25 protein-coding genes are annotated in these 22,594 nt (G+C 64.2%); 13 read left to right on the plus strand and 12 right to left on the minus strand.

Annotated features, from left to right (window positions below; all coding sequences use genetic code 11):
* Positions 1-117 precede the first annotated feature (117 nt).
* Positions 118-1,062: a metallophosphoesterase family protein gene (locus ABQJ48_RS16765; RefSeq protein ID WP_367839127.1), complete on the plus strand. Its 945-nt coding sequence runs from the start codon at positions 118-120 to the stop codon at positions 1,060-1,062.
* Positions 1,063-1,104: 42 nt separating this feature from the next.
* Entirely contained in the window at positions 1,105-1,449 is a 345-nt protein-coding gene (locus ABQJ48_RS16770; protein ID WP_367839128.1) for a cupredoxin domain-containing protein, read from the plus strand.
* A gap of 160 nt (positions 1,450-1,609) precedes the next feature.
* On the opposite strand, the gene ABQJ48_RS16775 is transcribed toward ABQJ48_RS16770, so the two are convergent.
* Positions 1,610-1,873 carry a hypothetical protein gene (locus tag ABQJ48_RS16775; RefSeq protein ID WP_367839129.1) on the minus strand — a complete coding sequence of 88 codons (264 nt, stop codon included), beginning with the start codon at positions 1,871-1,873 and terminating at the stop codon, positions 1,610-1,612.
* 625 nt (positions 1,874-2,498) lie between these two features.
* Here ABQJ48_RS16775 and ABQJ48_RS16780 point away from each other — a divergent pair.
* Both ABQJ48_RS16780 and ABQJ48_RS16785 read left to right on the plus strand, forming a co-directional pair.
* Positions 2,499-3,440, plus strand: a complete 942-nt coding sequence (locus ABQJ48_RS16780) for a hypothetical protein (protein ID WP_367839130.1) — start codon at positions 2,499-2,501, stop codon at positions 3,438-3,440.
* A gap of 19 nt (positions 3,441-3,459) precedes the next feature.
* On the plus strand, positions 3,460-4,560 hold the full coding sequence (locus ABQJ48_RS16785; RefSeq protein WP_367839131.1) for a diguanylate cyclase: 1,101 nt from the start codon (positions 3,460-3,462) through the stop codon (positions 4,558-4,560).
* On the opposite strand, the gene ABQJ48_RS16790 is transcribed toward ABQJ48_RS16785, so the two are convergent.
* From ABQJ48_RS16790 to ABQJ48_RS16805, 4 genes are all read right to left on the minus strand, one after another.
* A complete protein-coding gene (locus tag ABQJ48_RS16790; RefSeq protein ID WP_367839132.1) occupies positions 4,555-4,773 on the minus strand; it encodes a DUF1289 domain-containing protein in 219 nt (72 codons plus the stop codon). The two genes, ABQJ48_RS16785 and ABQJ48_RS16790, sit on opposite strands and share 6 nt — an antisense overlap.
* A complete protein-coding gene (locus ABQJ48_RS16795; RefSeq protein WP_367839271.1) occupies positions 4,710-4,988 on the minus strand; it encodes a hypothetical protein in 279 nt (92 codons plus the stop codon). The genes ABQJ48_RS16790 and ABQJ48_RS16795 overlap by 64 nt, the downstream gene beginning before the upstream one ends.
* A 128-nt stretch (positions 4,989-5,116) precedes the next feature.
* Positions 5,117-6,589 (minus strand): sodium:solute symporter family protein, encoded by a 1,473-nt coding sequence (locus ABQJ48_RS16800; protein ID WP_367839133.1) that lies wholly within the window; start codon positions 6,587-6,589, stop codon positions 5,117-5,119.
* Positions 6,586-6,801: a DUF3311 domain-containing protein gene (locus ABQJ48_RS16805; RefSeq protein ID WP_367839134.1), complete on the minus strand. Its 216-nt coding sequence runs from the start codon at positions 6,799-6,801 to the stop codon at positions 6,586-6,588. The genes ABQJ48_RS16800 and ABQJ48_RS16805 overlap by 4 nt, the downstream gene beginning before the upstream one ends.
* Positions 6,802-7,171: 370 nt before the next feature.
* Between ABQJ48_RS16805 and ABQJ48_RS16810 the strand changes: the two genes are divergently transcribed.
* Positions 7,172-7,849, plus strand: coding sequence for a MarC family protein (locus tag ABQJ48_RS16810; RefSeq protein ID WP_367839135.1), 678 nt, complete (start codon positions 7,172-7,174; stop codon positions 7,847-7,849).
* Positions 7,850-8,027: 178 nt separating this feature from the next.
* Here the strand turns inward: ABQJ48_RS16810 and ABQJ48_RS16815 are convergent, their stop codons facing one another.
* From ABQJ48_RS16815 to ABQJ48_RS16825, 3 genes are all read right to left on the minus strand, one after another.
* Positions 8,028-9,782: a cobaltochelatase CobT-related protein gene (locus ABQJ48_RS16815; protein ID WP_367839136.1), complete on the minus strand. Its 1,755-nt coding sequence runs from the start codon at positions 9,780-9,782 to the stop codon at positions 8,028-8,030.
* A 319-nt stretch (positions 9,783-10,101) separates the two neighbouring features.
* The gene (locus ABQJ48_RS16820; RefSeq protein ID WP_367839137.1) at positions 10,102-11,337 is read right to left on the minus strand and encodes an AAA family ATPase; all 1,236 of its coding nucleotides are present in this window, start codon (positions 11,335-11,337) and stop codon (positions 10,102-10,104) included.
* 266 nt (positions 11,338-11,603) lie between these two features.
* Positions 11,604-11,879, minus strand: a complete 276-nt coding sequence (locus ABQJ48_RS16825) for a hypothetical protein (RefSeq protein WP_367839138.1) — start codon at positions 11,877-11,879, stop codon at positions 11,604-11,606.
* Positions 11,880-12,093: 214 nt separating this feature from the next.
* Between ABQJ48_RS16825 and ABQJ48_RS16830 the strand changes: the two genes are divergently transcribed.
* From ABQJ48_RS16830 to ABQJ48_RS16840, 3 genes are read left to right on the plus strand one after another with little or no spacing between them, the layout of a single operon-like run.
* A complete protein-coding gene (locus ABQJ48_RS16830; RefSeq protein ID WP_367839139.1) occupies positions 12,094-13,809 on the plus strand; it encodes a S8 family serine peptidase in 1,716 nt (571 codons plus the stop codon).
* A gap of 54 nt (positions 13,810-13,863) precedes the next feature.
* Complete coding sequence (locus tag ABQJ48_RS16835) at positions 13,864-14,529, plus strand: tetratricopeptide repeat protein (protein ID WP_367839140.1); 666 nt, start codon at positions 13,864-13,866, stop codon at positions 14,527-14,529.
* Positions 14,448-15,686, plus strand: coding sequence for a tetratricopeptide repeat-containing glycosyltransferase family protein (locus tag ABQJ48_RS16840; protein WP_367839141.1), 1,239 nt, complete (start codon positions 14,448-14,450; stop codon positions 15,684-15,686). Before ABQJ48_RS16835 ends, ABQJ48_RS16840 begins: the two co-directional genes overlap by 82 nt.
* 134 nt (positions 15,687-15,820) lie before the next feature.
* Here ABQJ48_RS16840 and ABQJ48_RS16845 read toward each other — a convergent pair whose 3' ends face one another.
* The gene (locus tag ABQJ48_RS16845; protein ID WP_367839272.1) at positions 15,821-16,039 is read right to left on the minus strand and encodes a hypothetical protein; all 219 of its coding nucleotides are present in this window, start codon (positions 16,037-16,039) and stop codon (positions 15,821-15,823) included.
* 214 nt (positions 16,040-16,253) lie between these two features.
* On the opposite strand from ABQJ48_RS16845, the gene ABQJ48_RS16850 reads away from it, so the two are divergent.
* Positions 16,254-16,499 carry a DUF6723 family protein gene (locus ABQJ48_RS16850; RefSeq protein WP_367839142.1) on the plus strand — a complete coding sequence of 82 codons (246 nt, stop codon included), beginning with the start codon at positions 16,254-16,256 and terminating at the stop codon, positions 16,497-16,499.
* Between the two features lie 78 nt (positions 16,500-16,577).
* Here ABQJ48_RS16850 and ABQJ48_RS16855 read toward each other — a convergent pair whose 3' ends face one another.
* Complete coding sequence (locus ABQJ48_RS16855) at positions 16,578-16,814, minus strand: hypothetical protein (RefSeq protein ID WP_367839143.1); 237 nt, start codon at positions 16,812-16,814, stop codon at positions 16,578-16,580.
* Positions 16,815-16,993: 179 nt separating this feature from the next.
* Here ABQJ48_RS16855 and ABQJ48_RS16860 point away from each other — a divergent pair, with 179 nt between their 5' ends.
* The 4 genes from ABQJ48_RS16860 to tkt all read left to right on the plus strand — a co-directional run bounded on the left by ABQJ48_RS16860 (position 16,994) and on the right by tkt (position 20,867).
* Positions 16,994-17,254: a hypothetical protein gene (locus tag ABQJ48_RS16860; protein ID WP_367839144.1), complete on the plus strand. Its 261-nt coding sequence runs from the start codon at positions 16,994-16,996 to the stop codon at positions 17,252-17,254.
* 48 nt (positions 17,255-17,302) lie between these two features.
* Complete coding sequence (locus ABQJ48_RS16865) at positions 17,303-17,473, plus strand: hypothetical protein (protein WP_367839145.1); 171 nt, start codon at positions 17,303-17,305, stop codon at positions 17,471-17,473.
* A 456-nt stretch (positions 17,474-17,929) separates the two neighbouring features.
* Positions 17,930-18,475: a cupin gene (locus ABQJ48_RS16870; protein WP_367839146.1), complete on the plus strand. Its 546-nt coding sequence runs from the start codon at positions 17,930-17,932 to the stop codon at positions 18,473-18,475.
* Between the two features lie 310 nt (positions 18,476-18,785).
* A complete protein-coding gene (gene tkt, locus ABQJ48_RS16875; RefSeq protein WP_367839147.1) occupies positions 18,786-20,867 on the plus strand; it encodes a transketolase in 2,082 nt (693 codons plus the stop codon).
* Between the two features lie 104 nt (positions 20,868-20,971).
* Here the strand turns inward: tkt and ABQJ48_RS16880 are convergent, their stop codons facing one another.
* Together ABQJ48_RS16880 and zapE are read right to left on the minus strand one after the other, a co-directional pair.
* A complete protein-coding gene (locus tag ABQJ48_RS16880) occupies positions 20,972-21,181 on the minus strand; it encodes a hypothetical protein (RefSeq protein WP_367839273.1) in 210 nt (69 codons plus the stop codon).
* A gap of 262 nt (positions 21,182-21,443) precedes the next feature.
* Entirely contained in the window at positions 21,444-22,517 is a 1,074-nt protein-coding gene (zapE, locus tag ABQJ48_RS16885) for a cell division protein ZapE (RefSeq protein ID WP_367839148.1), read from the minus strand.
* Positions 22,518-22,594: the final 77 nt, after the last annotated feature.

Genomic DNA, 22,594 nt, shown 5'->3' on the forward strand with positions numbered 1-22,594 from the left:
AAAAAAGAACGCCCTCGGGAATAAAACGCCGTAACCCGCAGTCATGCCTCGTGAACCGAGTCGCAAACGCCGCCGGACTACCCCGGCGTGCACGCGAATTCTTATCGCGAGGTCACCATGTCGTCACATCATTCATTCGATCCGGCGCGTCGCGGCGCGCTCAAATGCCTTGCGTACGGCGGGCTGGGCACCGTTTTCGTGCTGGCGGGCGGCGTACTGACGCCGGTGGAACTGGCGGTCGCGGCCGACGCGAAAACATCCGCGGCAACCGTGGGCGTGCCGCTTTTCCTGCAGATCAGCGACACGCATATCGGCTTCAACAAGGAAGCCAACCCGGACGTGGCGGGCACGCTGAAACAGACCATCGACTTCGTCAACGCGATGCCGGTCAAGCCCGCGCTGACCATCCATACCGGCGATATCACGCATTTGTCGAAGCCGGCCGAGTTCGATCTTGCCGCGCAGTTGATGTCCGGTCTGAAGATCACCGAACTGCATACCGTGCCCGGCGAACATGATGTGACCGACGGCCCCGGCACCGAGTACTTCAGCCGCTTCGGCCAGGCGTCGGACAATCGGGGCTATTACAGCTTCGACCATCAGGGCGTGCACTTCGTCGGCCTCGTCAACGTCATGCATTTCAAGCCGAACGGCCTGGGCGGCCTCGGCGACGAACAAATCGCGTGGCTCGAAAACGATCTCAAGGGACGCTCGTCGAGCACGCCGATCGTGGTCTTCGCGCACATGCCGATGTGGACCATCTACGAGCCGTGGGGCTGGGGCACCGGCGACTCCGGCCAGGCGCTCAGTCACCTCAGGCGCTTCGGGTCGGTGACGGTGCTCAACGGGCACATTCATCAGATCGTGTCGAAAGTGGAGGGCAACATCACGTTCCACACCGCACGCTCGACGGCGTATCCGCAGCCGACAGCCGGCATTGGCGAGGGCCCCGGCCCGCTGAAAGTGGCAAGCGACCAGCTGCCGAAAATGCTCGGCGTCACCAGTGTCAGCATCGCGCGTCATCCGTTGAAGGCGACACTCGCCGATGTGACGCTGGTCTGAATTCAGCCTCATTTCACGCATTCGACTTTCAGGAGATTAGTTATGCAAACTATACGCACTGGCCGCCTGCTTTCGCTTTTGCTCGCCGGCTCGATAGTGATCGCCGCGTCGGCGGCGCTCTGCGTGGCGCGCGCCGAAACGTCCAGCGCTGTCATCATCAAGAACTTCATGTTTTCGCCGATGGCGCTCACCGTCAAGGCGGGCTCGACCGTGACCTGGAAGAATCTGGACGGCGAGCCGCACACGGTCGTCAACGACGCCGGCCTGTTCCGTTCCGCCGCGCTCGACCAGAACGATTCGTATCAGTACAAGTTCGACAAGCCGGGCGTCTACAACGTGTTTTGCGGCATCCATCCGAACATGAAGGAGACGATCACCGTCCAGTGAGCAGAGCACTGCGCCGCACAGGACCCAAGCCGGCGCTCACGCGGTATGCAGTTCGCTCAGGCGGCAAAGCAAAATGCCGTAGCCGCTCAGGTGGTCCAGGTACATGCTCGTGAAAACGTTGGACGCGGGCAGATCTTCGATGATGTGGCGCAACGGTTCCCTATGCAGCGGCGGCGCCGGCAACGGCGGCCGTTCGATCCGCGGACCGGCCGTCGCCGAAGATCACCACCGGCCGCAGCAACGCGCCGAGCCACAGATGCGGCGCGGTCAGCCAGATCAGCAGCGTGCCCCGCGGCATGGCGACGACGTTGGACAGGACACGCTTGTAGAAATAGCTTGTTGCCGCCGAAATCGAGCTTCCCAGCGCCAACGTCAACATCGCCGAGCCGGCCAGCGATACGGCCGCGTCCGGAAACCCGAGCACGGAGGGGAGAGCGAAACGGATCCATAGGCCGGTGCGAGCTTCGTGTACTTTGCGGTTCGGATAACGAAAAGCGCGCCACAGCGCGGCGAACTGGCGTGAGGGGTTTGTGGGTGTAAGCGTTGGGCATGTCTTTCGTAATGGCCGATGACGAAAAGCGGCTCTCGTCGGCACGACGACCCGACAGCACCGGTGCGCACACGGTCTTTGGAGAATCGGCACAGTGGCAGGTGTGCAGAACGGGACGTCACGCCGAACGGCTTCCCGGCGATGGCCGCAAAAGCGCATCGCGTCGGCCCCGAGCGCAGAGCCGGGGTGGGCGCGGTTGTTGCGGATTGCAGGGCGAGAGCGCGGCGCATGACGTGTAGTCGCCCTGGCGGCGCGAGGCGCAGCCGGTGGCACGGCTTGCGGCGCGGCCGCGGTTGAATAATTTACCGGTTCTCCGGGCAAACCCTGCGTTGCGCGGCGCGCACATCGCGTGTTGTCGTCCGGGGAGGCGCGAGTTACATTCATCGAGCGGCACATGCATCGAGCTTGCGATGTCATGTGATCGACGTCTGATGCAGGCAGGATTGGCCTTGCAGTGGGCCAGGCAGACAGACTTGGGACGTATTTCGGAGCTATTGCGATGGCCAACCATTCCGACTTCCCTTACTCAAAGGCGGCCGGCCGGGAGGCCGAGTTCGAAGACGGCGACCTGCATCGAGCGGATGCGTCGCAGCCACGCTTTGGCCGTCTCGCGCTTTGCACGGCGGCTGCCGCGGCGCTTGCCTGCGGCGTGCTCGGAACGGTGGCTTACAGTGTCTGGTTCAATCGCGATCAGCAGGCGTATGCCGAGGCCATCGCTACGGCGCGGCAGGCGCTGCGCGTTCGCGGGCCGGAGGCAACCGGCGAGTCCCGGCGGCAGCGCGCGCCGCAAGCCGTGATGGCGGCCACCGGACAAGCGCCGGCCGGCGCAGCTACGGATGCGTCCGCGAGGGCCACAGCAGCAGCCATGACGGGCGCGCCCGCAATCATGGCGCAGGACGGCGCAGTCACCGCGAACCCATTGACCACTACAGCGCCAACCACAGCGACGACCACAGCGACGACCACAGCGCCAACCACAGCGCCAACCACAGCGCCAACCACAGCGCCAACGACCACAGCGCCAATCGAACCAGGCGTCACTTGGCAGGCTGGCGCAGAGCGCGGCAAGCAGGCGGTCTGGTCGGGTGAGATTTCGCGACCCCCGACGGCGACTGTCACCGCGCTCGCCGACACAGCGCCCGCCGACCCGGCACTCGCCGACAACATCCGCCCGGCCCCGGCAACGCCACCGACACCCGCACCTTCTCCTCGTCGCAATATCCGGCGCGCAACCAGCGCCGATTCCGCCGCGCAGCCGACGACCGCCAGCAGAAGCGCAAAAGAGGCACGGATCGCGCAACGTGAGCGCAATGGCTCGGCGGCCAACGCGGCGAGGCACGAGAGCAGTCTGCTCGCGCGGATGGGTGAGTTCTTCCGACGCGTAAGCTATCGGCAACATGACAGTCGACGTCAGCAACAAGACTTCTACTCGCACCCCTGAACCGCGACGGACCCGGCGGATGGAGAGCAAATCCCTGCTGGCGATGCGCTTAAGGCCAGGTCCGGCAACTATTGCCGTCGCGTCGATGCTGTGTCTGCTGCTCGGCCTGCTGTACCTGGCGATCCAGATCAGGACCGTCTTTTCCGACCAGCTCAAACAGGAATACGCGAGCCTGGTTCTCGACGCCGCCGCGCGCGCCGAGAGCGCGCGTGAACGGCTCGGCGCCTGGCCACACATGCCCCAAGGCAATGCGGCGCACGCGCAGGACTACCAGCGCGCTCGCGACGAGTTCACACAGCGCCTCGTGTCGCTCGCCGCTCTGGTGAACGCGAGCCCGGCCCCGGCGCCGCATTTTGCGCCCGCTATGCTGATGCCCGATGCGAGCCTCGCCGAGGCCGACGCAATGCTCGCCGACGTCTCCACCTACTGGCGCGCGCAGCGCGACGCCGACAGCGCCGACGTGCGCGTGCGGATCACGCATGTCGCACGCACGCTGATCGCGCTGGCGGCGCTGCTGTTCTGCATGCTGATCACGGCGCTCGGCATGTACGCGAGGCGCAGTCGGCTGCTCGCTGGACAGTCGCACGAATTCGAGCACGCGTCGCTGCACGATTCGCTGACCGGCTTGCCGAACCGGCGCAAGCTCCTCGCCGCGCTCGAGCAGGCCGCGGCGAGTGCGCTCGCCGCTACGCCGGCTCGCAGCATAGCGGTGCTGTATGTCGATCTGGACGGCTTCAAGCAGGTCAACGATTCGCTCGGTCATCATGTGGGCGACGAATTCCTGATGGCGGTCGCCATCTGTTTTCGCGAATCCATGCGCGAGGCGGAACTGGTGGCGCGCATCGGCGGCGACGAATTCGCCGTGCTGGTGAGCGCCTATGCGAGTCGCGCGCACCTTGCCGAAATCGCGCGGCGGCTGATTGCGTGCGTGGTGCACATCGACGAGCAGATCGGGCTCGGCCACGTGCGCGCCAGCATCGGCATTGCGTGCTTTCCCGAGCCCGTCGACGACTACCGGCGCCTCGTCGTCGCCGCCGACGAGGCGATGTATCACGTCAAGCGCAGCGGCAAAAACGGCTTTGCGTTCGTCGCGCCGGCGAAACGGCCGACGGTTTCATGACCTCCACGACGTGGACGTTGGCTGCCGCACCGGCGGTGTGGTGGCTGGCAGGGTTGCCGCGCGGCGCGCGCAATCGCCGATGATCTGGCGACGCCGGTCATCGGTCGTGCCTTTCCATTCGCGGATTTCTTCCCGGGTACGCAGGCAGCCTACGCAAAAACCCGATTGGCCGTCGATTCTGCAAACGTCGATACACGGTGATTGAATTGCCATGTCTGGATCATGAGTTGCGGTGAAATGACCTTCGACGGCAGCGTGCGAAAACCGGCGAATCGCTGCGGCGAAGCGCGCAGGCCGTGAGGTTGCTGCCCGCGCAGGGCCGGCGAGTATATCCGAGCCGCGCTTCGAACGGGATGCCCGTTTCGAGCAGCATCCAGGGAACCGCCATGCTCGCCGCGCCCGACGAGTAATAAAAGAACGTAGGACATGCATCGGCTCCGGTGTCGAGCGAATTTGCCGGCCTCGTGGGCCAGTCAGAAAGCAGAAAGGGGCTGTCGCCACGAGCCGACAGCCCCTTCAGGTACTAAGACCACCCACACAACTTGAGTTGCAACGCTCAGTGCACCGATGCGTGCGAGCGCTCGACCGTTCGCGGCTGCGTCACCGCGCTCACCAGGATGAACACGACCACGTTCACCGCCAGCGCGAGCAGACCGATGTTCACGTCCTTCAACGCATCGGGCAGGAACGGCATCAACTGGCCGATGGTCCAGTGCAGCGTGGTCGTGAGCGTGACCACCGCGACGCCGGCCACGATGCCGCAGAATGCGCCCTGCTTGGTGGCTCTGTTGCGCGGAAAGAGGCTGCAGATCACCGCGGGGAACAACTGCGTCACGAAGCTATAGCCCATCAGCAGCAATGCGACGATCGTCTCGCCGCCGCGCAGCGTGAAGCCCACCGCCACCAGCGCGACGATCGGCACCAGCACGCGCGCGAGCGTGCCCACCGACGCATCCGACGCGCCGCGGTTCACCATGCCGCGATACACGTCGTTGGCGAGCAGCGTGGAGGCGGACGTGAGGATCATCGAGCCCGGCACCAGCGCGGTCAGAATGCCGGCCGCGCCGATCACGCCGACGAACCACGGGTCGAAGGTCTGCAACGACAGGCGGAACAGCGACAGGTCGATGTCGGGTCCCTTCAGGCCCGGCACGCGCAGCGTCGCTGCAAAGCCGACGAAGAACACGAACAGCAGGATCAGCTGATACAGCGGCAGCACGATCGCATTGCGGCGGAAGATGCGCTCGTCCCTGGCGGTGAAGATCGAGCCGAACGTGTGCGGCCACATGAAAAAGCCCAGCGCCGTCAGCAGCACGGTCGACTGGAACCACGTCACGCTCGAGCCGCGCGCCGGGAATGCGAGGAAGCCCGGGCGGGCGGCGTCGATGGTGCGGAACATCTCGCCAAGGCTGCCGTAGTAGTGCAGCGGCAGATAGATGCCGAGGAACAGCACGATCGCGAGGATCAGCAGGTCCTTCACCACCGAATTCCACGCGGACCCGCGTACCCCGGAGGCGATCACGTAAGCCGTCACCACGAACGCGCCGATCCATATGGCCGCCGTCGACGAAATCGCGCCATACGACGCGGTCGCGACGATGATGCCAAGCCCCTTGAGTTGCAGCACGAGGTAGGGGATCAGTGCCGTGACGCCGACCAGCGCAACCAGCGTGCCGAGCGCCGGGCTATCGTATTTGCGCGAGAAGAAGTGCGGCTGCGAGACGAGGCGGTGTTGCTTCGCGTAACGCCAGATGGGCGGCAGCATCCAGTACGACAGGATGTACGCGAGCGAGCCGTACGCGAGGATGTAGTAGACCGGCGCACCCTTGCCGTAGGCGAAGCCGCTGCCGCCGAGGAAGGTGAAGGTCGTGTAGATCTCGCCGGCCATCAGCAGGAACACGAAGGCGGTGCCGAAACTGCGGCCGCCCACGGTCCACTGTTCGAGGTTCATGTCGTGGCCGCGCCGCGCCCGCACACCGAGAAAGAGGGCGAACAGCGTGACGGCCGCAATGATCACGAGTGCGCTCATGAACGGACCTCCTCGCTATCGGCGATGAAATTGCGGTTGGCCGGGTCGAGGCGGTAGACGATCGCCATGATGATCGAAGTCAGCACCACCCACATGACGATCCAGGCCAGCACCAACGGCATGCCGAGCATCAGCGGCTCGACCCGATTCACAAAGGGTACGCCGAGCAGAATACCGATGAACGGCAGCGCGGCGAGTGCACGAAGCAACATAGGGGCAACTCCTCGAACGGTTAGGTACGTCTCGTAGAAAGCGCAGCTTCTTCAAAGACTGTATGCCTGTTAGTTTGCTTACGTAAAGAGGGTCAAAAAAGTGTAGGCTTTTCGAAAGTTGCGCACGCATCGTTCCGAGCAGCGCTTGCTGCGCTGCAACGCGGTGCCCGCAACGCGGCGCGCCGATGCACGCGCCCGCGCGCGGCTTTTTGCGGGCTTTGCCTGGCGCGCCGCGATATGATCTGCACGGGGTAGGGCGAGCATCGTCCCGAGCACGCGAAGCGGCTCGGTTTCATCAACATGGGTGGGCGTCCCCGGCAGGCCGACTGAGCGTCGCGCCAGCTGCGCCGCCGCCCGATACGGATCGCATATGGTCGCCAGTCTGATCTCGGACATTCTGTTTGGCTTCACCGGGCTGATCAGCATCATCAACCCGATCGGCATTGCTTTCGTCTTCCTCGACCGGACCGCGGCATTGACCACCGGGGAACGCACGGCGCTCGCGAGGAAAATCGCCGTCAACGTGGTCTGTGTGCTGCTGGTGGCTTTCTTTATCGGCGCGCCGATCCTGCATTTCTTCGGCATTTCCCTGGAGGCGCTGCGCATCGGCGGCGGGCTCGCGGTCGCGGTGGGCGGCTGGCAAATGCTCAACGCACCCGACACGCAGCCGGCCGATCCGCAGAGCGTCAAGCGCGTCGATGCGGACAATGCGGTATCGAAAGCGTTCTTCCCGCTCACCATTCCGTTGACCACCGGACCGGGCTCCATCGCGACCGCGATTGCGCTGACCGCGAACCGCACGCACAAGCTGTCGGAGTTCGTGCTCTCGAGCATCGCGTCGGTGGTGATTTCGTTCGCGGTGGCCGTCACCGTCTATCTGGTCTACAGCCGCGCGGTGATTTTCGCCCGCTACCTGGGCGTCGAAGGGACCAAGGTGGCGATGCGCGTCTCTTCGTTTTTGCTGCTGTGCATCGGCGTGCAGATCATGCTGACCGGCTTCTCCGAATTCCTGATCCCGATCGCGACGCTGCAGCCCGTGGTCAAATAGCCCGGCGGCCGGCGTTGCGCTGCGCCGGAGCGCTCGGCCGTGTCAAAGGAAAGCGGTTCATGTGCCGCTGGCCCGCATATTCCGGCAATCCGCTTCAGCACAGTTCAAGCTGTAACTGGCGTGAAGGGGGGGTATCGCAGTGGCGCCGGGGAGGGTCACGCCGTGACATATCGGAACGCTAGCGCGTCAGCAGCATCGAACTGAGCACCGAGAACACGGTCGACGGCAAATCGGCGAGGCGGCTGACCACCACGTTGTGCGGATAAAAGTCCTCGACCGCGTCGGTCAGCACGCCGATTCCTACCAGTTCGATGCCGCGCTTGCCGATCGCCGCGACGCGTTCACGCAGATCGCGGCGCAAGACTTGCGGATCGCCGTCGCCGGTCGACGGATAGCCGTCGGAAAACACCATCAGGATGCGCCGCGCGGCCTGATGATCGGCGAGCCGCGTCGCGGCCCACGCGAGCGCTTCGCCGTCCGGGTTCTCGTGACCACACTCGATCGCGGCGATCCCGCTCAGGTCGGCCGCGCCGAAGCGCTTGTACACCTTCAGATCGAGCCGCTCGACGAAGCGGTTATAGCGCTGCAAGTCCGCGCCGGCCGCGACTTGCCGCTCGTAAAGCCGCCGCATGGGCGCGGATTCGAGCGAGCAGTAGCCGAGCACTTCGCAATCAAACGAGAGCTGCGTGAGCGCATCGCACAGCGCCGCCGCGCACAGGCGCGCGAGCTCGATCTTGCGCCCCGCCATCGACCCGCTGCGGTCGATCAGCAGCGTTACGGCAACGTCGCGCCCTTTGGCTGCGCGCTGCGTGCGAAACGGCGTGCGGTAGCCGGGCGACGTGGCGAGCTTCGCCAGCGCGGTTCGGTCGATCTCGCCGCGCTCCTGCTCGCGGCGCCAGCGCACGCGCTCGTCGGCGCTGAGCGCGCGTTCGAGCTTGTCCTTCAGTTGCGCGGTGTCGGCGCGGGCTTGCACGCGCAGCGCGCGCCACGCGGCGCTGTCGCCCTTGCCCGTGAGATCGGCGAGCACGTCGAATTCGGTGGCGAGTGGAATCGACAGCAGGGCGCGAGTCGCGTGGGGTGCTGTCGCGCCGGCTTCGGTTGCGCTGCGGCCGGACGGCTGCTGCGAGTCGGCGAGCGACTGGCCCATGCCGAGCGCGTCGTCGGCCTGCGCGCCGCCGTTGCGCTCGGCGTTCGGCAAGGCCGAGCTGTCGTGATCGGGCAGTGCGGTGTCGTCATCGTCGCAAGGCGCGCAAGGCGCCGCGGCGCTCTGCGTGTCGATGTCCTCGACGGCAGCCGGGCTGAACGCCATGCTGTTCGCGTCGCCCATCGACAAGGCCCGCACGCGCGCCACCAGCGCGTGCGCCGCCGCAATGCTCCGCGCAGTCGAGCCGCTCGCGCGCGCCTCGTGCAGCAGATCTTGCGCGGCATGCAGCGCGGCCAATAGCGACGGGCTCGCTTCGCTGCGGGTCGGCAGTTCGTCCCACAGTGCGCGCTCCACCAGCCAGACCAGCCGCTCGCGCCAATGCAGCTTCGGCCAGCGTTGCCGCACGCGCTCGGCGGCGTGCTCGCGCAGCTTGCCGATGAACCAGCGCGCACCCGGGTATTCGTCGAGCAGTTGCGCGCATACGCGCCGGTCGTCGATCACTTGCGCGAGCGTCGCGGCCACGCCTGCGGGCAACGCATCGAGCTGCGCGAGCGACGCGTGCTTCGCGCGCGCTACCAGCAGGTCGAGATAGCCGATCAGTACATCGGGTTCGATGCCGCCGTTTAGCTCGTAGTCCGGAATCACGATGCGGCCCGGTTCGACACGTGGACCCTCGGGGCTGAACACGACGCTCACGCCGTATTGACCGGTCAGCACGCGGGCCACCTTGCCGAGCGTCGATTCGAATGCGAAGCCGCGCTTGTCGTGCGTTGCGTGGGCGGCGTTCATGCGCGGGTTCCTGGTGGAGTTGATTGGCGCATACGTCGGCGGATGACTGGGCGCAGGCGTTGCCGCGTTCGTTGGCGCGCTCGGCTCGGCCGGGTCGGGCGGCTGGTGTGGCTCGCGCGGCTTACGCGACTCACCCGGCTCGCGCGATTCACGCGGCTCACGCGGCTCACCCCGCTCACGCGGCTCGCGCGTCTCACCCTGCTCACCCGGCTTACCCTGCTCACGCGGCTCACCCTGCTCACCCGGCTCACCCGGCTCACCCGGCTCACCCGGCTCACCCGGCTCACCCGGCTCACCCGGCTCACCCGGCTCACGGGGCTCACCCGCCCGGCGCGATGTGATGGCGGACGATGCCGCGAATCAACGCGGCGTCCTCCGGGCTCACTTTTGCGTAGATCGCCGGCCCGGCGGCGCGCTCGGGGTCGCCGGTGCGCAGCATCAGCTCGGCCCAGTCGAGCAGGCGTCGGGTCGAAAACGCGCTCGACAGATCCTCGCGGGCAAATGCCGCGCGGCAGTCGGCGGCGATCGCGGCAAGCGTTGCCGCAAGCGTGCGCGTCATGTTCGGCGCCAGGGTTGCCATCAACACGTCGGCTTCTTCGGCAGGCGTCAGATAGTCGAGCAGGTACACGCGCCAGCGATCGAGAAACGCCTCGTTCATCAGATTGGCGCCCTGGTAGAGATGCCGGAACTGGCTCATCGCGCCGACCGCGTTTGCCGTAGCAAAGAGCCGGAACGATGGATGGGGCGCCACGATCTCGTTGCCTTTCTCCTTAAGCACGAGCCGGCCCTGCGGTTCCAGCACGGCGGTGAGGGCGGCGAGAATCGACGGCTCCGCAAAATCGATTTCATCGACGATCAGCCACAGCCCTTCGCGCATCGCCGTGGGCAGCACGCCGTCGACCCATAGCGTCTCGCCGCCCTTGACGGTCCAGAAGCCGACGAAATCGCCCACGGTGGTCTGCCCGTTCATGTTCGAGCGCAACACTGCGTGACGCGAGCGGGCCGCGACCTGTTCGATCAGACTGGTCTTGCCCGCGCCGGTGTGACCGATCAGCATCACGCGGCGATTTTCGACGATGTCTTCCACGATGTCGTTAAAGCGCGCCGCGAACAGATAGGCGGGGTTGACGCGCGGCACGAGCGCGCCGCCGCTGCCGCAGCGCATCTTGACGTGACCGATGCGCACCGTCTCGCCAGCGTCGTCATGAGGCTGCTGTCTTGCCGTCGCGGCCCGCGCTGCAACGCGCTGCAATTCCGGCATGAACGCCTGGCGTTCATGCCCGCCGGGCTCCCCCGCGGTGTCGCCGGCCTCGATCGCGAAGCCTTCGCGGCGCCATTTTTTCAGCTTTGCGCGCAGGTTCTCCGCGTCGACCACCAGATCGATATCCACCGTGCCCGCGCTCCCCGCGTCGTCGACGCCGTGTTCGAGGCGATAGGTCTCGGGCCGGTCAGCCACGCTGACGCGCCACCATTCCACGCCGGTGTTTGTCACGCGCCGATAGAGGCCCAGGTTTGCGTCGTCATGTTCGTCTTCGGTGAGTGCTGGCGCGTTCATGGCAAAAAGATGGAGGGTCGGTTAGTGGACTGCATGTCGATTTGCCTGAGCAAATTGCCGGCTATCTTATCTTCTGCAGCTTTCGATCTTCTAGACGACTCGCCATGCACGCCGCATCAAACCGGCATCCCGGCTGAATCTTCCCAACGAACAACAAGAAAGTCCCTACTGACTTAGCCTGAGAAGGCTAATTAAACTCTCAATCAAGAAAACCGACGTGCGCCGTGCTTGCACCGGTTCAAGCGGTCTATGGTTCGTATTCCTTATCAATAGCCCATAGCATCTTCAACGCGATAGAAAAAAGGACCCCATACAATGCAGAAAAACAAGCGTGACACCAGATGGAGCGGCGCCTTATCGCTGAAAGTAACGGGGCGTCGCATCGCTGTCGCCGGCTGTCGTTTGCTCCCCATTGCAGTCCTGGCGAGTGCGATGAGTTGGCACGCAGCGGCGCAGACACCGACACCGCCAGACGTGGCGGAGGCTGCCAAAGCGGCATCGTCGACAACCGTGCCGTTGCGATCCGCGTTGAAGATGAACACGCAGAATCTCGACCCGCAAACAACCCACGACCGCTTCATTATCCGGTACCGCAACGGCGCCGCAGAAGGCCGTTCTCCCGCAGCGGTCCAATCGAAACTTGATCGGCTCGCAAGTGCATTCCCGTCGAAGGCGCGCCATTCACGCCGTTTGGGTACGGGAGCAGACGTCGTCACCACGGCGCGCAAGCTCGACGCCCGCGAAGCCCGAGCGTTCATGCGCGCGATTGCGTCGGACCCGGATGTCGAATATGTCGAACCGGACCGGGAGATGTCGATACAGCTGGTTCCGAATGACCCCGAGTATGTCAGGCAATGGGCGCCGAAATCGGATCCGAATAGCCCGAGTATAGGAATACGTGCGGAAGGAGCATGGGACTACGCAAATGGAAATGGCGTTGTGATGTCGCTCGTCGATATGGGTGTGACCAAACACAGCGACCTGACCCCTAACGTGTTGCCCGGCTACGGTTTCATGGGCGACAGCTCCGGCGGAGACGGCAGCGAGCCAGGCATCACCGGAGAAAATTGTACGTCGGTGGTGTGGCACGGTACCCACGTCGCCGGCATCATGGGCGCAATGACCAATAACAGCAATGGTATAGCCGGCATTGCGCCAGGGGCCAGGATCGTGCCGGTAAGATCGATGGATGCGTGCGGCAGAGGCGCGATGTCGAATGTTGCCGAGGGCATCGTGTGGGCCGCCGGCGGCAGTGTCCCAGGCGCGCCCGTCAATCCTTATCCGGCTAAGGTCATCAATGTGAGCGTCAGCGTGGGCGGCACCTGCGACCGGACCTTGCAAAGCGCCATTGCTGACGCCACCAGTCGCGGTGCGATCGTTGTCGCAGCCGCAGGGAACGACAATAAAGATGTATCGAGTTCTGCGCCCGCCAACTGTCGCAATGTCATCAGCGTCGCCGGCACCAGTTTGGGCGGCCGGTATAACCAGTCGAACTATGGGCAGATGATCGACATTGCTGCGCCTGCCCAGGACATCTGGTCCACCTATAACAGCGGGACCAGGCAGCCGGCATCGGAGTCGTATTCCTACATGAGCGGTACGTCGATGGCGGCGCCGCACGTCACCGGGGTTGCTGCGCTCGTTCAGTCGATTGCGCCAAAGCCGCTGACCGTCGCGGAAATGCGTAATCTTCTTCAGCAGACTGTCCAACCTTTCGCCAAGGGGCAGCCGGATCAATACATTGGGCCGGGCATTCTCGATGCGAATGCGGCTGTCATCGCAGCCAAAGCGGGAAAGCTTCCTGTCGCGGCGGATTTCAATTGCTCACAAAGCCAGGATTCGATGCAGGTGACTTGCACCGACCTGTCTACCGCCAGAGGCGGGGTCCCAATCAGGACATGGGCGTGGAATCTCGGCATTGGCGCTGCCGATACCGTGAGCACCAAATCAATCAATCCGGTATGGAACTACGACCTGCCCGGCGTCTATACGATCAGCCTGACCGTGACCGACGGCAACGGGGTCGTGAGCAGGTACACGCGGCCATTCGAAGTCAAGGCGCCAGCATTCACGGATCTCACCAACGATTACGGTCCGGTGAGGTTTTCAATGACACCGGGCCAGACACTTTATTTCATGGTCACGATTCCGACTGGCCCGCGTTCGATGATGATGACGGGTCCGGACGGTAATCCTATTCGAGTCGGGTGGAAAGATTTGACGTATATCGTGACGCCGGACGGGGCGAGCGACACCGCCACTCTGTCTGTGCGATCCGGCTCTATCAACATGGTCGCTCCTGATTGCACGGCCACTATGGCGCAGCGCACGCCGGCCCAATGCACGATCCCATTGCCGGGTTCCGGCGGAAATTTCTACGCAATGGTCAAACCGTCCACGGCGATCAATGCATCGATCGTATTCAAAGCCACCAATTGGCAAACGTCGGATGTCTTGACTAACGGATATTGAGGCCGCGTGCCCCTCAGAACAGAGTACAGCTGCTAGTGCAAGTCGCGATCAATTATGCAGGATGACGAAGTAATCATAGATGCGCTGGTTGCACGAGCCGATATGCACTTTTCTTCACTGCATATGACTCGAGCGGCGGCATGTTATCGGAAGGTTCTGAGTGTGCGCCCGCGCGATGCGCATGCACTGCATCGCATGGGCCTCGTCTGTGTCCATTTGAACGATCTGGAGCAGGCACGCGCATACATAGACAGATCGCTGGAGGTCGCTCCTCACCGGGCCGATTGGTGGGAGCATGCGGGCCTGCTTGCTGCGCTGAATCATCAGTACGCATCTGCGGAAAGCTGTTATCTGCACGCGATCGGGCTGGCGGGTTATAGCGCGAGCTTGCACAGAAATCTCGCTGACTGCCTGCGGCGGTCGGGCCGTCCAGGAGAAGCGATCGTGCACTACGAGAAATCGCTTCACATGGAGCCGGAATCGGCGCATGTCAGTCGTGCGCTTGCCAGGATAAATACCGAGCTTGGCGACGTCGATAAGGCTGTCGACTATTGGATGCGCACCTGGCTTCTACAGCCGGCGGCGTCGAAAGAAGATCTCGACAGCATTGTGGCGATCACGATATCGGTCACGTCCCGGTGCTCGACAAAACGATCCGTGAAATTAGAACCCGCTTTTGCGACGATACGGCAGCCATCAAAGCCGTGGTGTACGTGCTGAATAAATGCCGCCGCTATGAAGAAGCGTTCGCAGCAGCGCAGCAGGGACTCGCTATCGACCCACATGATGCGGTCTTGTGTCAAAACGCGGCATGGGCGCTCAGGACCCTCGGGAGAGTCGCACAGTGTCGGGCCTACAGTGAAAAGGCCGCGTTGGCGTTGCCCGACAATCCGTTGGTGCAACACCAGTACTCGGGAGTGCTGCTGTGTCTTGGTGAATTCGAGGAAGGCTGGAGGCGACACAAGTCCTTTTACGAAATTCCGGAAAACCGCGTGGTAATGGCCTGGCCGGCTTTCCCCGAATGGAGGGGCGAGCCGGTCAACGGATGCCGCTTCTTGCTGGTGGGCGAACAGGGGCTTGGGGATCAGATACAGTTTCTTCGGTTTGCGCAGTGGCTAAGCTGGCGCGGCGCGAGCGTGGATGTGCTGGTTGACGCACCGGTCGCGGCGCTGGCGAAGACGATGCCTGCGGTACGGCACGTGTTCACCGCAATGCCGCCGGGGCCGTACCGTTACTGGTGTCACATGTTCAGCGTGCCGGAGCATATGAGACTGGAACTACCGATGCTTCCCGTCGTCATGCCGTACCTCGCTGCGCAGCCGAACAAAGTGCGCGATTGGCAGGCCAGCATTGAAGGCAGCTCAGCACTGCGGTCGTCGCCAAGAAACCGAAGAATAGGCATTGTATGGGCGGGCGATTCTCGCCTGAGTCTCGATCGTTTCCGTTCTATCCGGTTCGATAAGTTGAAACCGTTATTTGCTCTACCGAATATCACGTGGTTTTCGGTTCAAAAAGGCGAGAAAGAACGAGAGCCCGAAGGACTGGCGCGTCAATTCGACGTACACACGCTCGGCCCGGCCATCCGCGACTTCACCGATACGCTCGCCATCCTGCACTCTCTCGATCTGTTGATCACGGTGGACACATCGGTCGCGCATCTGGCGGGGGCTGCGGGCTTGCCGGTCTGGGTGCTTGTCCCCGCATACACGGACTGGCGATGGATGACCGACAGACCGGACAACCCCTGGTATCCGTCCATGCGGCTATTCCGTCAGCGCAAGTTGGGCGAATGGGAGCCCGTGATCGAAGAAGTGCGAAATACATTGCAGCAATGGTGCGCCGTGCGCCGCGATGCCAGCGGCGAATCGACGATGTAGCGTATGCATCGCAATGCGCCACCCCTTAATGCGCGTTTCGCGCAACGCGAACAGGCGGGGTCTGCCCTTTGACCCCCGAGTACATGTATCAAATTGCGCCTTCAATCGTCGTCAAGCGCTGGCCTGTCCCGCGCTCAGTGCCTCATCGCGTGCACCGGCGGCTGTCTCGCGGGCGGATCGCCTTCTGGAGCGCGCGAGGGGTCCTCCGGCCTATCGTCGTCCGGGTCCGGATCGGGGTCGACGTTTGGCAACGGCGCATCGGGATCGACTTCGGGCGGCGTCGGCGTATGCATGCTCCAACGTGGAATGCGACAGGTGTTCGCGCCGCGAGCTGAGGCCGTCGATAAATTCATAGCTGTCTCCACAGGTGATTTCATTGCTTGCAATGACGCAACGCCCGTGCCTTTGCTCGCGAGTTCGCGAGAAGCGGCGGGCTCTCAGCCCGTAAAACACACGCTGGCGTCTCGTGGAACAGCTATTGCTCGAAGCCGGCACGCGCACAGCCGCTTGGCACGGCGCATCGCACACGACACATCGAGCACTGACCGTGCAGGAACGAGGGAGCACATGGCGCGACATAAGGCCGACGTGGCTGACGACGACTTCGAGATCTACGCCAGCTATCACGGCACCGGCGACGGCCGTTACGTAGGGGGACTGAAGGTCGTCAGAAAAGCGGACCGGAAAATCCTGTTCCCGTTCGATGGCGCACCCGAGATCGGTCCCTATACGACCGCGGACGAGGCACGGCGTGCGGCGATCGCCTATGGGCGGCAAATCGTCGCCGCGGATCGTGCCGCACCCGAAAAGTGACGCAAGCGCTGCCTGGCGTGGGACCGATGCACGCCGCGTCGCGCCGCGCGATAACGTGCTATCGCTCAGCACCGCTGATCATGGCATGCCACCGAGCGACGGCGAGATGGTACTGCCGCGGCTGGGATCGTCGGGATGCTGGTCGGGCATCGTTGGCTGTGCGGACAGCGGCGGGTGCGCGCGATAGCAGCTGTCGATCGATGCACTGGCAAGACAACGCTGGAATGCATCCGCATCGTTCTTCTGCGCGAACTTATATAGGGTTCGCTCCACCTGCACCTCGGTGTCCGATACACGAATCGTCGTGATCGTCATGACGTTCTCCTTTTTTACAAAAACATGGGCGGGACCTGTGCTGTCTGCGCCGCAACGGCTATGCCCACCGGGCTCCGACGTGCGGACGCCGCCGGCGTCAGAGAATCGCGCGGGCGTTCGTGAGGGAGAGGGACCGGATGTTGCTGCACCGAAGGAATGCTCATTCGAAGGAGGGCGCCATGCAGGACACCGATCCCGCCAGCAACGACAAGCCTGACATATCGCCGGAGACGAAGGCGCGCAACAAGCCGAGCGGAAAGCATTATGTCGAGCCGAGCCCGCTGGGTATCGAGCCGGTCGAGCAGACCGGCGTGGACGCGCAAACCAATCCGCCGCGCTCGAACGAGCGGCCGGACCAGACGGCCGAAGTGCCGCTAGGCAGCGGCACGCATGCCGAGCCGCCGGGCGGTGGCGGACGCGAATCGCAACGCAAGGATTGACGACCTGGCCGCGCTGAGGCGTGTGAGTGAACCCGAACGGAGAGCTGTATGCAACAGGACAACGAACCACTGAATCCCGGCGACGAAGCACCGCCGGACGCGCCGGGTGTCGGCGAGGATATTTGCGCCGCGTGCCACGGCACGGGCAAGGTGGAAGGCGCGCGCTGCACGGTGTGCGGCGGCACCGGCAAGGTGTTGCAGGGCATTGGCGGCGGTTGAGCCACGCGCGTGCCGGCCGGAGTCGGAAGGCGTAACCAAGGCGGCCGGCACGCACCCAGCGGCGCATGAGCGAAGCGTCTGGAGACGGCGCGAGGTTGGCCGCGCTCGCGCGACGCGCGGGGGCGCGCTTGGGCGGGCGTCGTCATCGGTGTGGGTCGGCGCGGACGAACGCTGCCTATCGAGTGCGAGTGGGCCGCGCGATCTTCGCCGCGCCGGCTGTTGCCGGTGTCGCGGCAGCGCTGCGGGCCTGCGCTGCGCGCGCTCCCTTTAAGTTGCACGAAGTTCTGCCCAGGCAGCGGACATCGTCTCGTGTGATTCACAGCGGAAAGGGACCTGCCGGGATGCGCGCGCTTGTGCAACGGTGAATCACTCACACGCCTTACCGCCCGGATTCGTCCTAGACTGGAACCTGCATCGACTCACGTGCCGCGAGCCTCAGGAGCCAAGGAAACCATCATGCCCAACGATACGCAACATGGATTCGACGCGGCCCAAACCGAGTTCGAAGCATTCCTGCTCGAACCGCGCGATTGGGTCCCGAACAACCGCAAGTTGCCTGTGGTGATCTACCGGCGCGCGCTGACGCCCAAGAGTGGCGATCTGGCCGCCGCCTTCGAAATCCTCTTCAAACGCAACACGTGGCCGGCACAGTGGCGCAACGGCATTTTCGACTACCACCACTTTCATGCCACCGCACACGAAGTGCTCGGCGTCTCTGGAGGCTCGGCGCAGGTGATCGTGGGCGGGCCGGGCGGCAAGGTGGTGACGATATCCGCGGGCGACGCGCTGCTGCTGCCCGCCGGCACCGGCCACTGTCTGCAATCGTTCGAGCGGCAATTTCAGGTGGTGGCCGGTTATCCGGAGGGCCAGCAGTGGGATATTCGCCGCGAAGCGCTGTCGCCCCAAGAGTTGCAGGCGATGAACGCGCTGCCGTTCCCCGCGCTGGATCCGATCGACGGCAAGCATGGGCCGGTCGTCGAACAGTGGTTGCGTGCGGCGTGAGGCGGTTGCGATGCCACGATCAGGTTTCGGCCCGCGGCGTGCGTGGACGTGATGCGCGGCGACGCCGCGAGCGCCTCGGCGAAAACGGCTCGCTGTCGCAAGCACCCTGAAAGTTCGTTCGCCTTTCCCGGTCACTCCCGGGCTCACCGCATGCGAGGCACCGTGCAGAGTTGCGCGCATCGGCGCATCATCGGTGAGTCTTGCCGCGGTTCCACTGCGTGTTTTTACGCCGAACGGTCCGCCGTGGTGCGCGTTGCGCGTCGACAGTGCGTGCCGGTCGTCTTTCCAATCGCCGAACAAGGAGCGTTCCATGCAAAACGATCCCGCCCTCGACCAGTTGTGCATCAACACGATTCGCACGCTGTCGATGGACGCTGTGCAGAAGGCCAATTCCGGGCACCCCGGCACGCCGATGGCACTGGCCCCGGTCGCCTATCATCTGTGGCAAAACCATTTGCGCTACGACCCGGACGAGCCGTTGTGGCCGAACCGCGACCGCTTCGTGCTGTCGGTCGGGCATGCGTCGATGCTGCTGTATTCGCTGCTGCATCTGGCCAACGTCAAGGCCGTCGATCACGCTAGCAAGCCGACCGGAGCACCCGCCGTATCGCTCGACGACATCGAGCATTTCCGCCAGATCGACAGCAAGACGCCGGGCCATCCCGAATACCGCATGACGACCGGCGTCGAAACCACCACCGGCCCGCTCGGCCAGGGGCTCGGCAACAGCGTCGGCATGGCGATGGCCGGGCGCTGGTATGAGAGCCATTTCAACCGGCCGGATGCGCCGCTGTTCGATTACCGCGTCTATGCGCTGTGCGGCGACGGCGACATGATGGAAGGCATCTCGCACGAAGCGGCGTCGCTGGCCGGCCATCTGAAGCTGTCGAATCTGATCTGGATCTACGACAGCAACCGCGTGACCATCGAAGGCCACACGGACCTCGCATACAGCGACGACGTGGCAAGCCGCTTTCGCGGCTACCACTGGCACACACTGCACGTGGACGACGCGAACGACGCAGCCGCGCTCGAAGCGGCCTTCGTGGAAGCGAAGAGCGTGACCGACAGGCCGACGCTGATCGTGGTCCACAGCATCATCGGCTGGGGCGCGCCGAACAAGCAGGATACGGCGGCGGCGCACGGCGAAGCGCTCGGCGTCGCGGAAGTGGCGCTGGCCAAGAAGGCCTACGGCTGGCCCGAGGACAAATTCTTTTACGTGCCGGACGGCGTGCATGAACGTTTCGCGGCGGGCATCGGCGCGCGCGGCAAGGCGGCGCGTACCGAATGGCAAGCGCGGCTCGGCGCGTACGACAAAAAGTACCCGGACCTCGCGCGCGAATTCGCACAGATGGAAGCGCATGAATTGCCGGCCGGCTGGGACACCGACATCCCCACTTTCGACGCCGACCCGAAGGGCGTCGCGTCGCGCGAATCGTCGGGCAAGGTGCTCAACGCAATTGCTGCGCGCGTGCCGTGGATCATCGGCGGCGCGGCGGATCTCGCGCCGTCCACCAAGACCAATCTGAAGTTCGAAGGGGCGGGCAGCTTCGAGGCCGACAATTACGGGGGCCGCAATCTGCATTTCGGCATTCGCGAACATGGGATGGGAGCGGTGGTCAATGGGCTGGCGCTGTCGAATCTGCGGCCCTACGGCTCGACCTTCCTGATCTTCAGCGACTACATGAAGCCGCCGATCCGTCTGTCGGCGATCATGGAAGTGCCGTCCATCTGGGTGTTCACGCATGATTCGATCGGTCTCGGCGAAGACGGTCCGACCCATCAGCCGATCGAGCAACTGGCGTCGCTGCGCGGCGTGCCGGGGTTGACCGTGCTGCGTCCGGGCGACGCTAACGAGGTGTCCGAAGCATGGCGTGTGGCGTTGGCGGACCCGCGGCGGCCATCGTGCATCGTCTTGTCGCGCCAGGCATTGCCGACGCTCGATCGCAGCCGCTATGCCGCCGCCAGCGGCCTGCGCAAGGGCGCGTATGTGCTCGCCGATGCGCCCGCTGGAGAGCGGCCGCAGGTGATCCTGATGGCGACGGGCAGCGAGCTGTCCATTTGCGTCGACGTCTACGAGAAGCTCAAGGGCGAAGGCATCGCGGCGCGCGTGGTGTCCATGCCGTCGTGGGATATTTTCGAGCGCCAGGACGACGCGTATCGGGACTCGGTGTTGCCCGCGGACGTGGATGGACGCGTCGCCGTCGAGCAGGCCGGGACGCTCGGTTGGGACCGATACGTTGGCCGGCTCGGCGCGCAGGTGGTGATGCATACGTTCGGTGCGTCGGCGCCGCTTGCGGAATTGAAGAAGAAGTTCGGCTTCACGCCGGAGCATGTGTACGAAGCCGCGAAGCAGCAGATCGCGCGGGTGCAGTCCCAGCGCGGCGGCTGATGGCTCGACGCTTGCGGTAAAGCAACAACCGGCGGCATTCGAGCCGCCGGTGTCCCGAAGCATCCGGCTATCCAGGCGCCCGATTGCCCCCGCTCGATGCGGTCTCAGCTCGCCGGGATCGTCACCAGCAGCGCCTTGCTGCTGGTGTCGGCTGCCGCGAGCGCCATCAGATTCTGCACGACCGTAAACGCGTATTTTGAGTCAAAGTCGTTGCGCTCCACCCGAGGACCATGAGCAATCGACACATACGTGCACGCACCCGAGGTGAGGCACGCGGCGCACAACGCAGCGGCAAAGGAAACTGCTTCGACCATGAAGGCGAGACGCGGAGTGCAATCCGCTGACGAATGATCGTGAAACGGCGATAGCAGGACCGATCCCAGGCGGCACGCGTGCCGAGTGATTCGTCCGTTAGAGCCGATGAATAGGCGGTTGGCGCATTCAGCCGCGCATTCGGCCGGTACGTGAGCCGTTGCGCATGATTTGCCGCTGCATTGCAAGAATTGCACGAAGCGCGGGAGGATGGCGCACGGTCGGCACGCTGATGAGCATTCGCAATTGTGATGCCGTCGCGCACTATCCAGCGGCGTGGCCCCGATCTTCAAGCGTGTTGCGATACGCGCGCGACTGCATTTCGGCGAGCCGGCTCAAGGTCCGCGACAAATCATGCGCGCCCTCGACGCCGATCAACGCCGTATCGAGCGGTTGATCGGAAGCGATGAACAGTGCGCGTTTGCGGTCGTAAAAAATGTCGATCAGCCAGACAAGGCGCTGCAGCGTATGCGGGTGCCCGAGCCACGGGGTGCGCAGATTGTCGAGAATCAGACCGTGCCATTGCTCAGCGAGATCCAGGTAGTCGAGGTGCGAGCGGTTTGCCACGCACAGGCTTTCGAAGTCCGCCCATAGCAGCGCCGAGCCGGCCGCGCGCGCCGCGAGTGGGCGGCCGGCTGCGCTCCATGTGGCCGGCTCGACGCTCGCGCCGCCTTCATGGCGGGTGAAAATGTCCAGCAGCGCATCGCGGCTCGATGTATCGAGCGGCGCAAAGAAACGCTGCACTTCGGCGAGTTCTCCACCCAATCGATAGTCGCGCGCGCCGTCGAAATGAATGACGGCGAAGCGGCGTTTGATCTGCTCGATGGTCGGCAAAAAGCGCTCGTGAATCTCAGGGTCGGGCAGCAGTGCGTCGGGCGCGTAGTTCGACGTGAGCACGATGTGTGTGCCGAGGTCGATCCCGGTATCGAGAAAACGGCCCATCAGAAACGCGTCGGCGATATCGTGCATATGAAACTCGTCGAAGCACAGCAGCTCCACACCGTCGAGCCATTCACGCGATACCGTGCCGAGCCGGTCATCGCTGCGTGGTGCGTTGACGAGGCGCCGGTTCATCTCGCGCAGGAATTCGTGAAAGTGAAGACGCCGTTTGCGGCAGTTCACCAGTTCGAATGACGTATCGACGACGAGGCTCTTGCCGCGTCCCGGCAGCCCGTGACAATAGACGCCTTGCTGCACGAACGCGGCGCGGGGCTTGGCGTGCCGCGAGCCGTGGCTGCCGAGCAGAGCGACCAGCGCCGCGATTGCGTCGGACTGCCGGGCATCGGGCACGATGCCGCGCGCGGCCAGCTTGCGTGTGATGCGGGCTTCGTCAAGCATCGGCGAGCGTGCCCATGCACGGAGCAGGGACTGCGTGACAGCGCGATGCGAGGACGACGACGAGGTTGTTGAACATG

Source organism: Paraburkholderia suaedae (assembly GCF_040812055.1).
Lineage (GTDB): Bacteria > Pseudomonadota > Gammaproteobacteria > Burkholderiales > Burkholderiaceae > Paraburkholderia.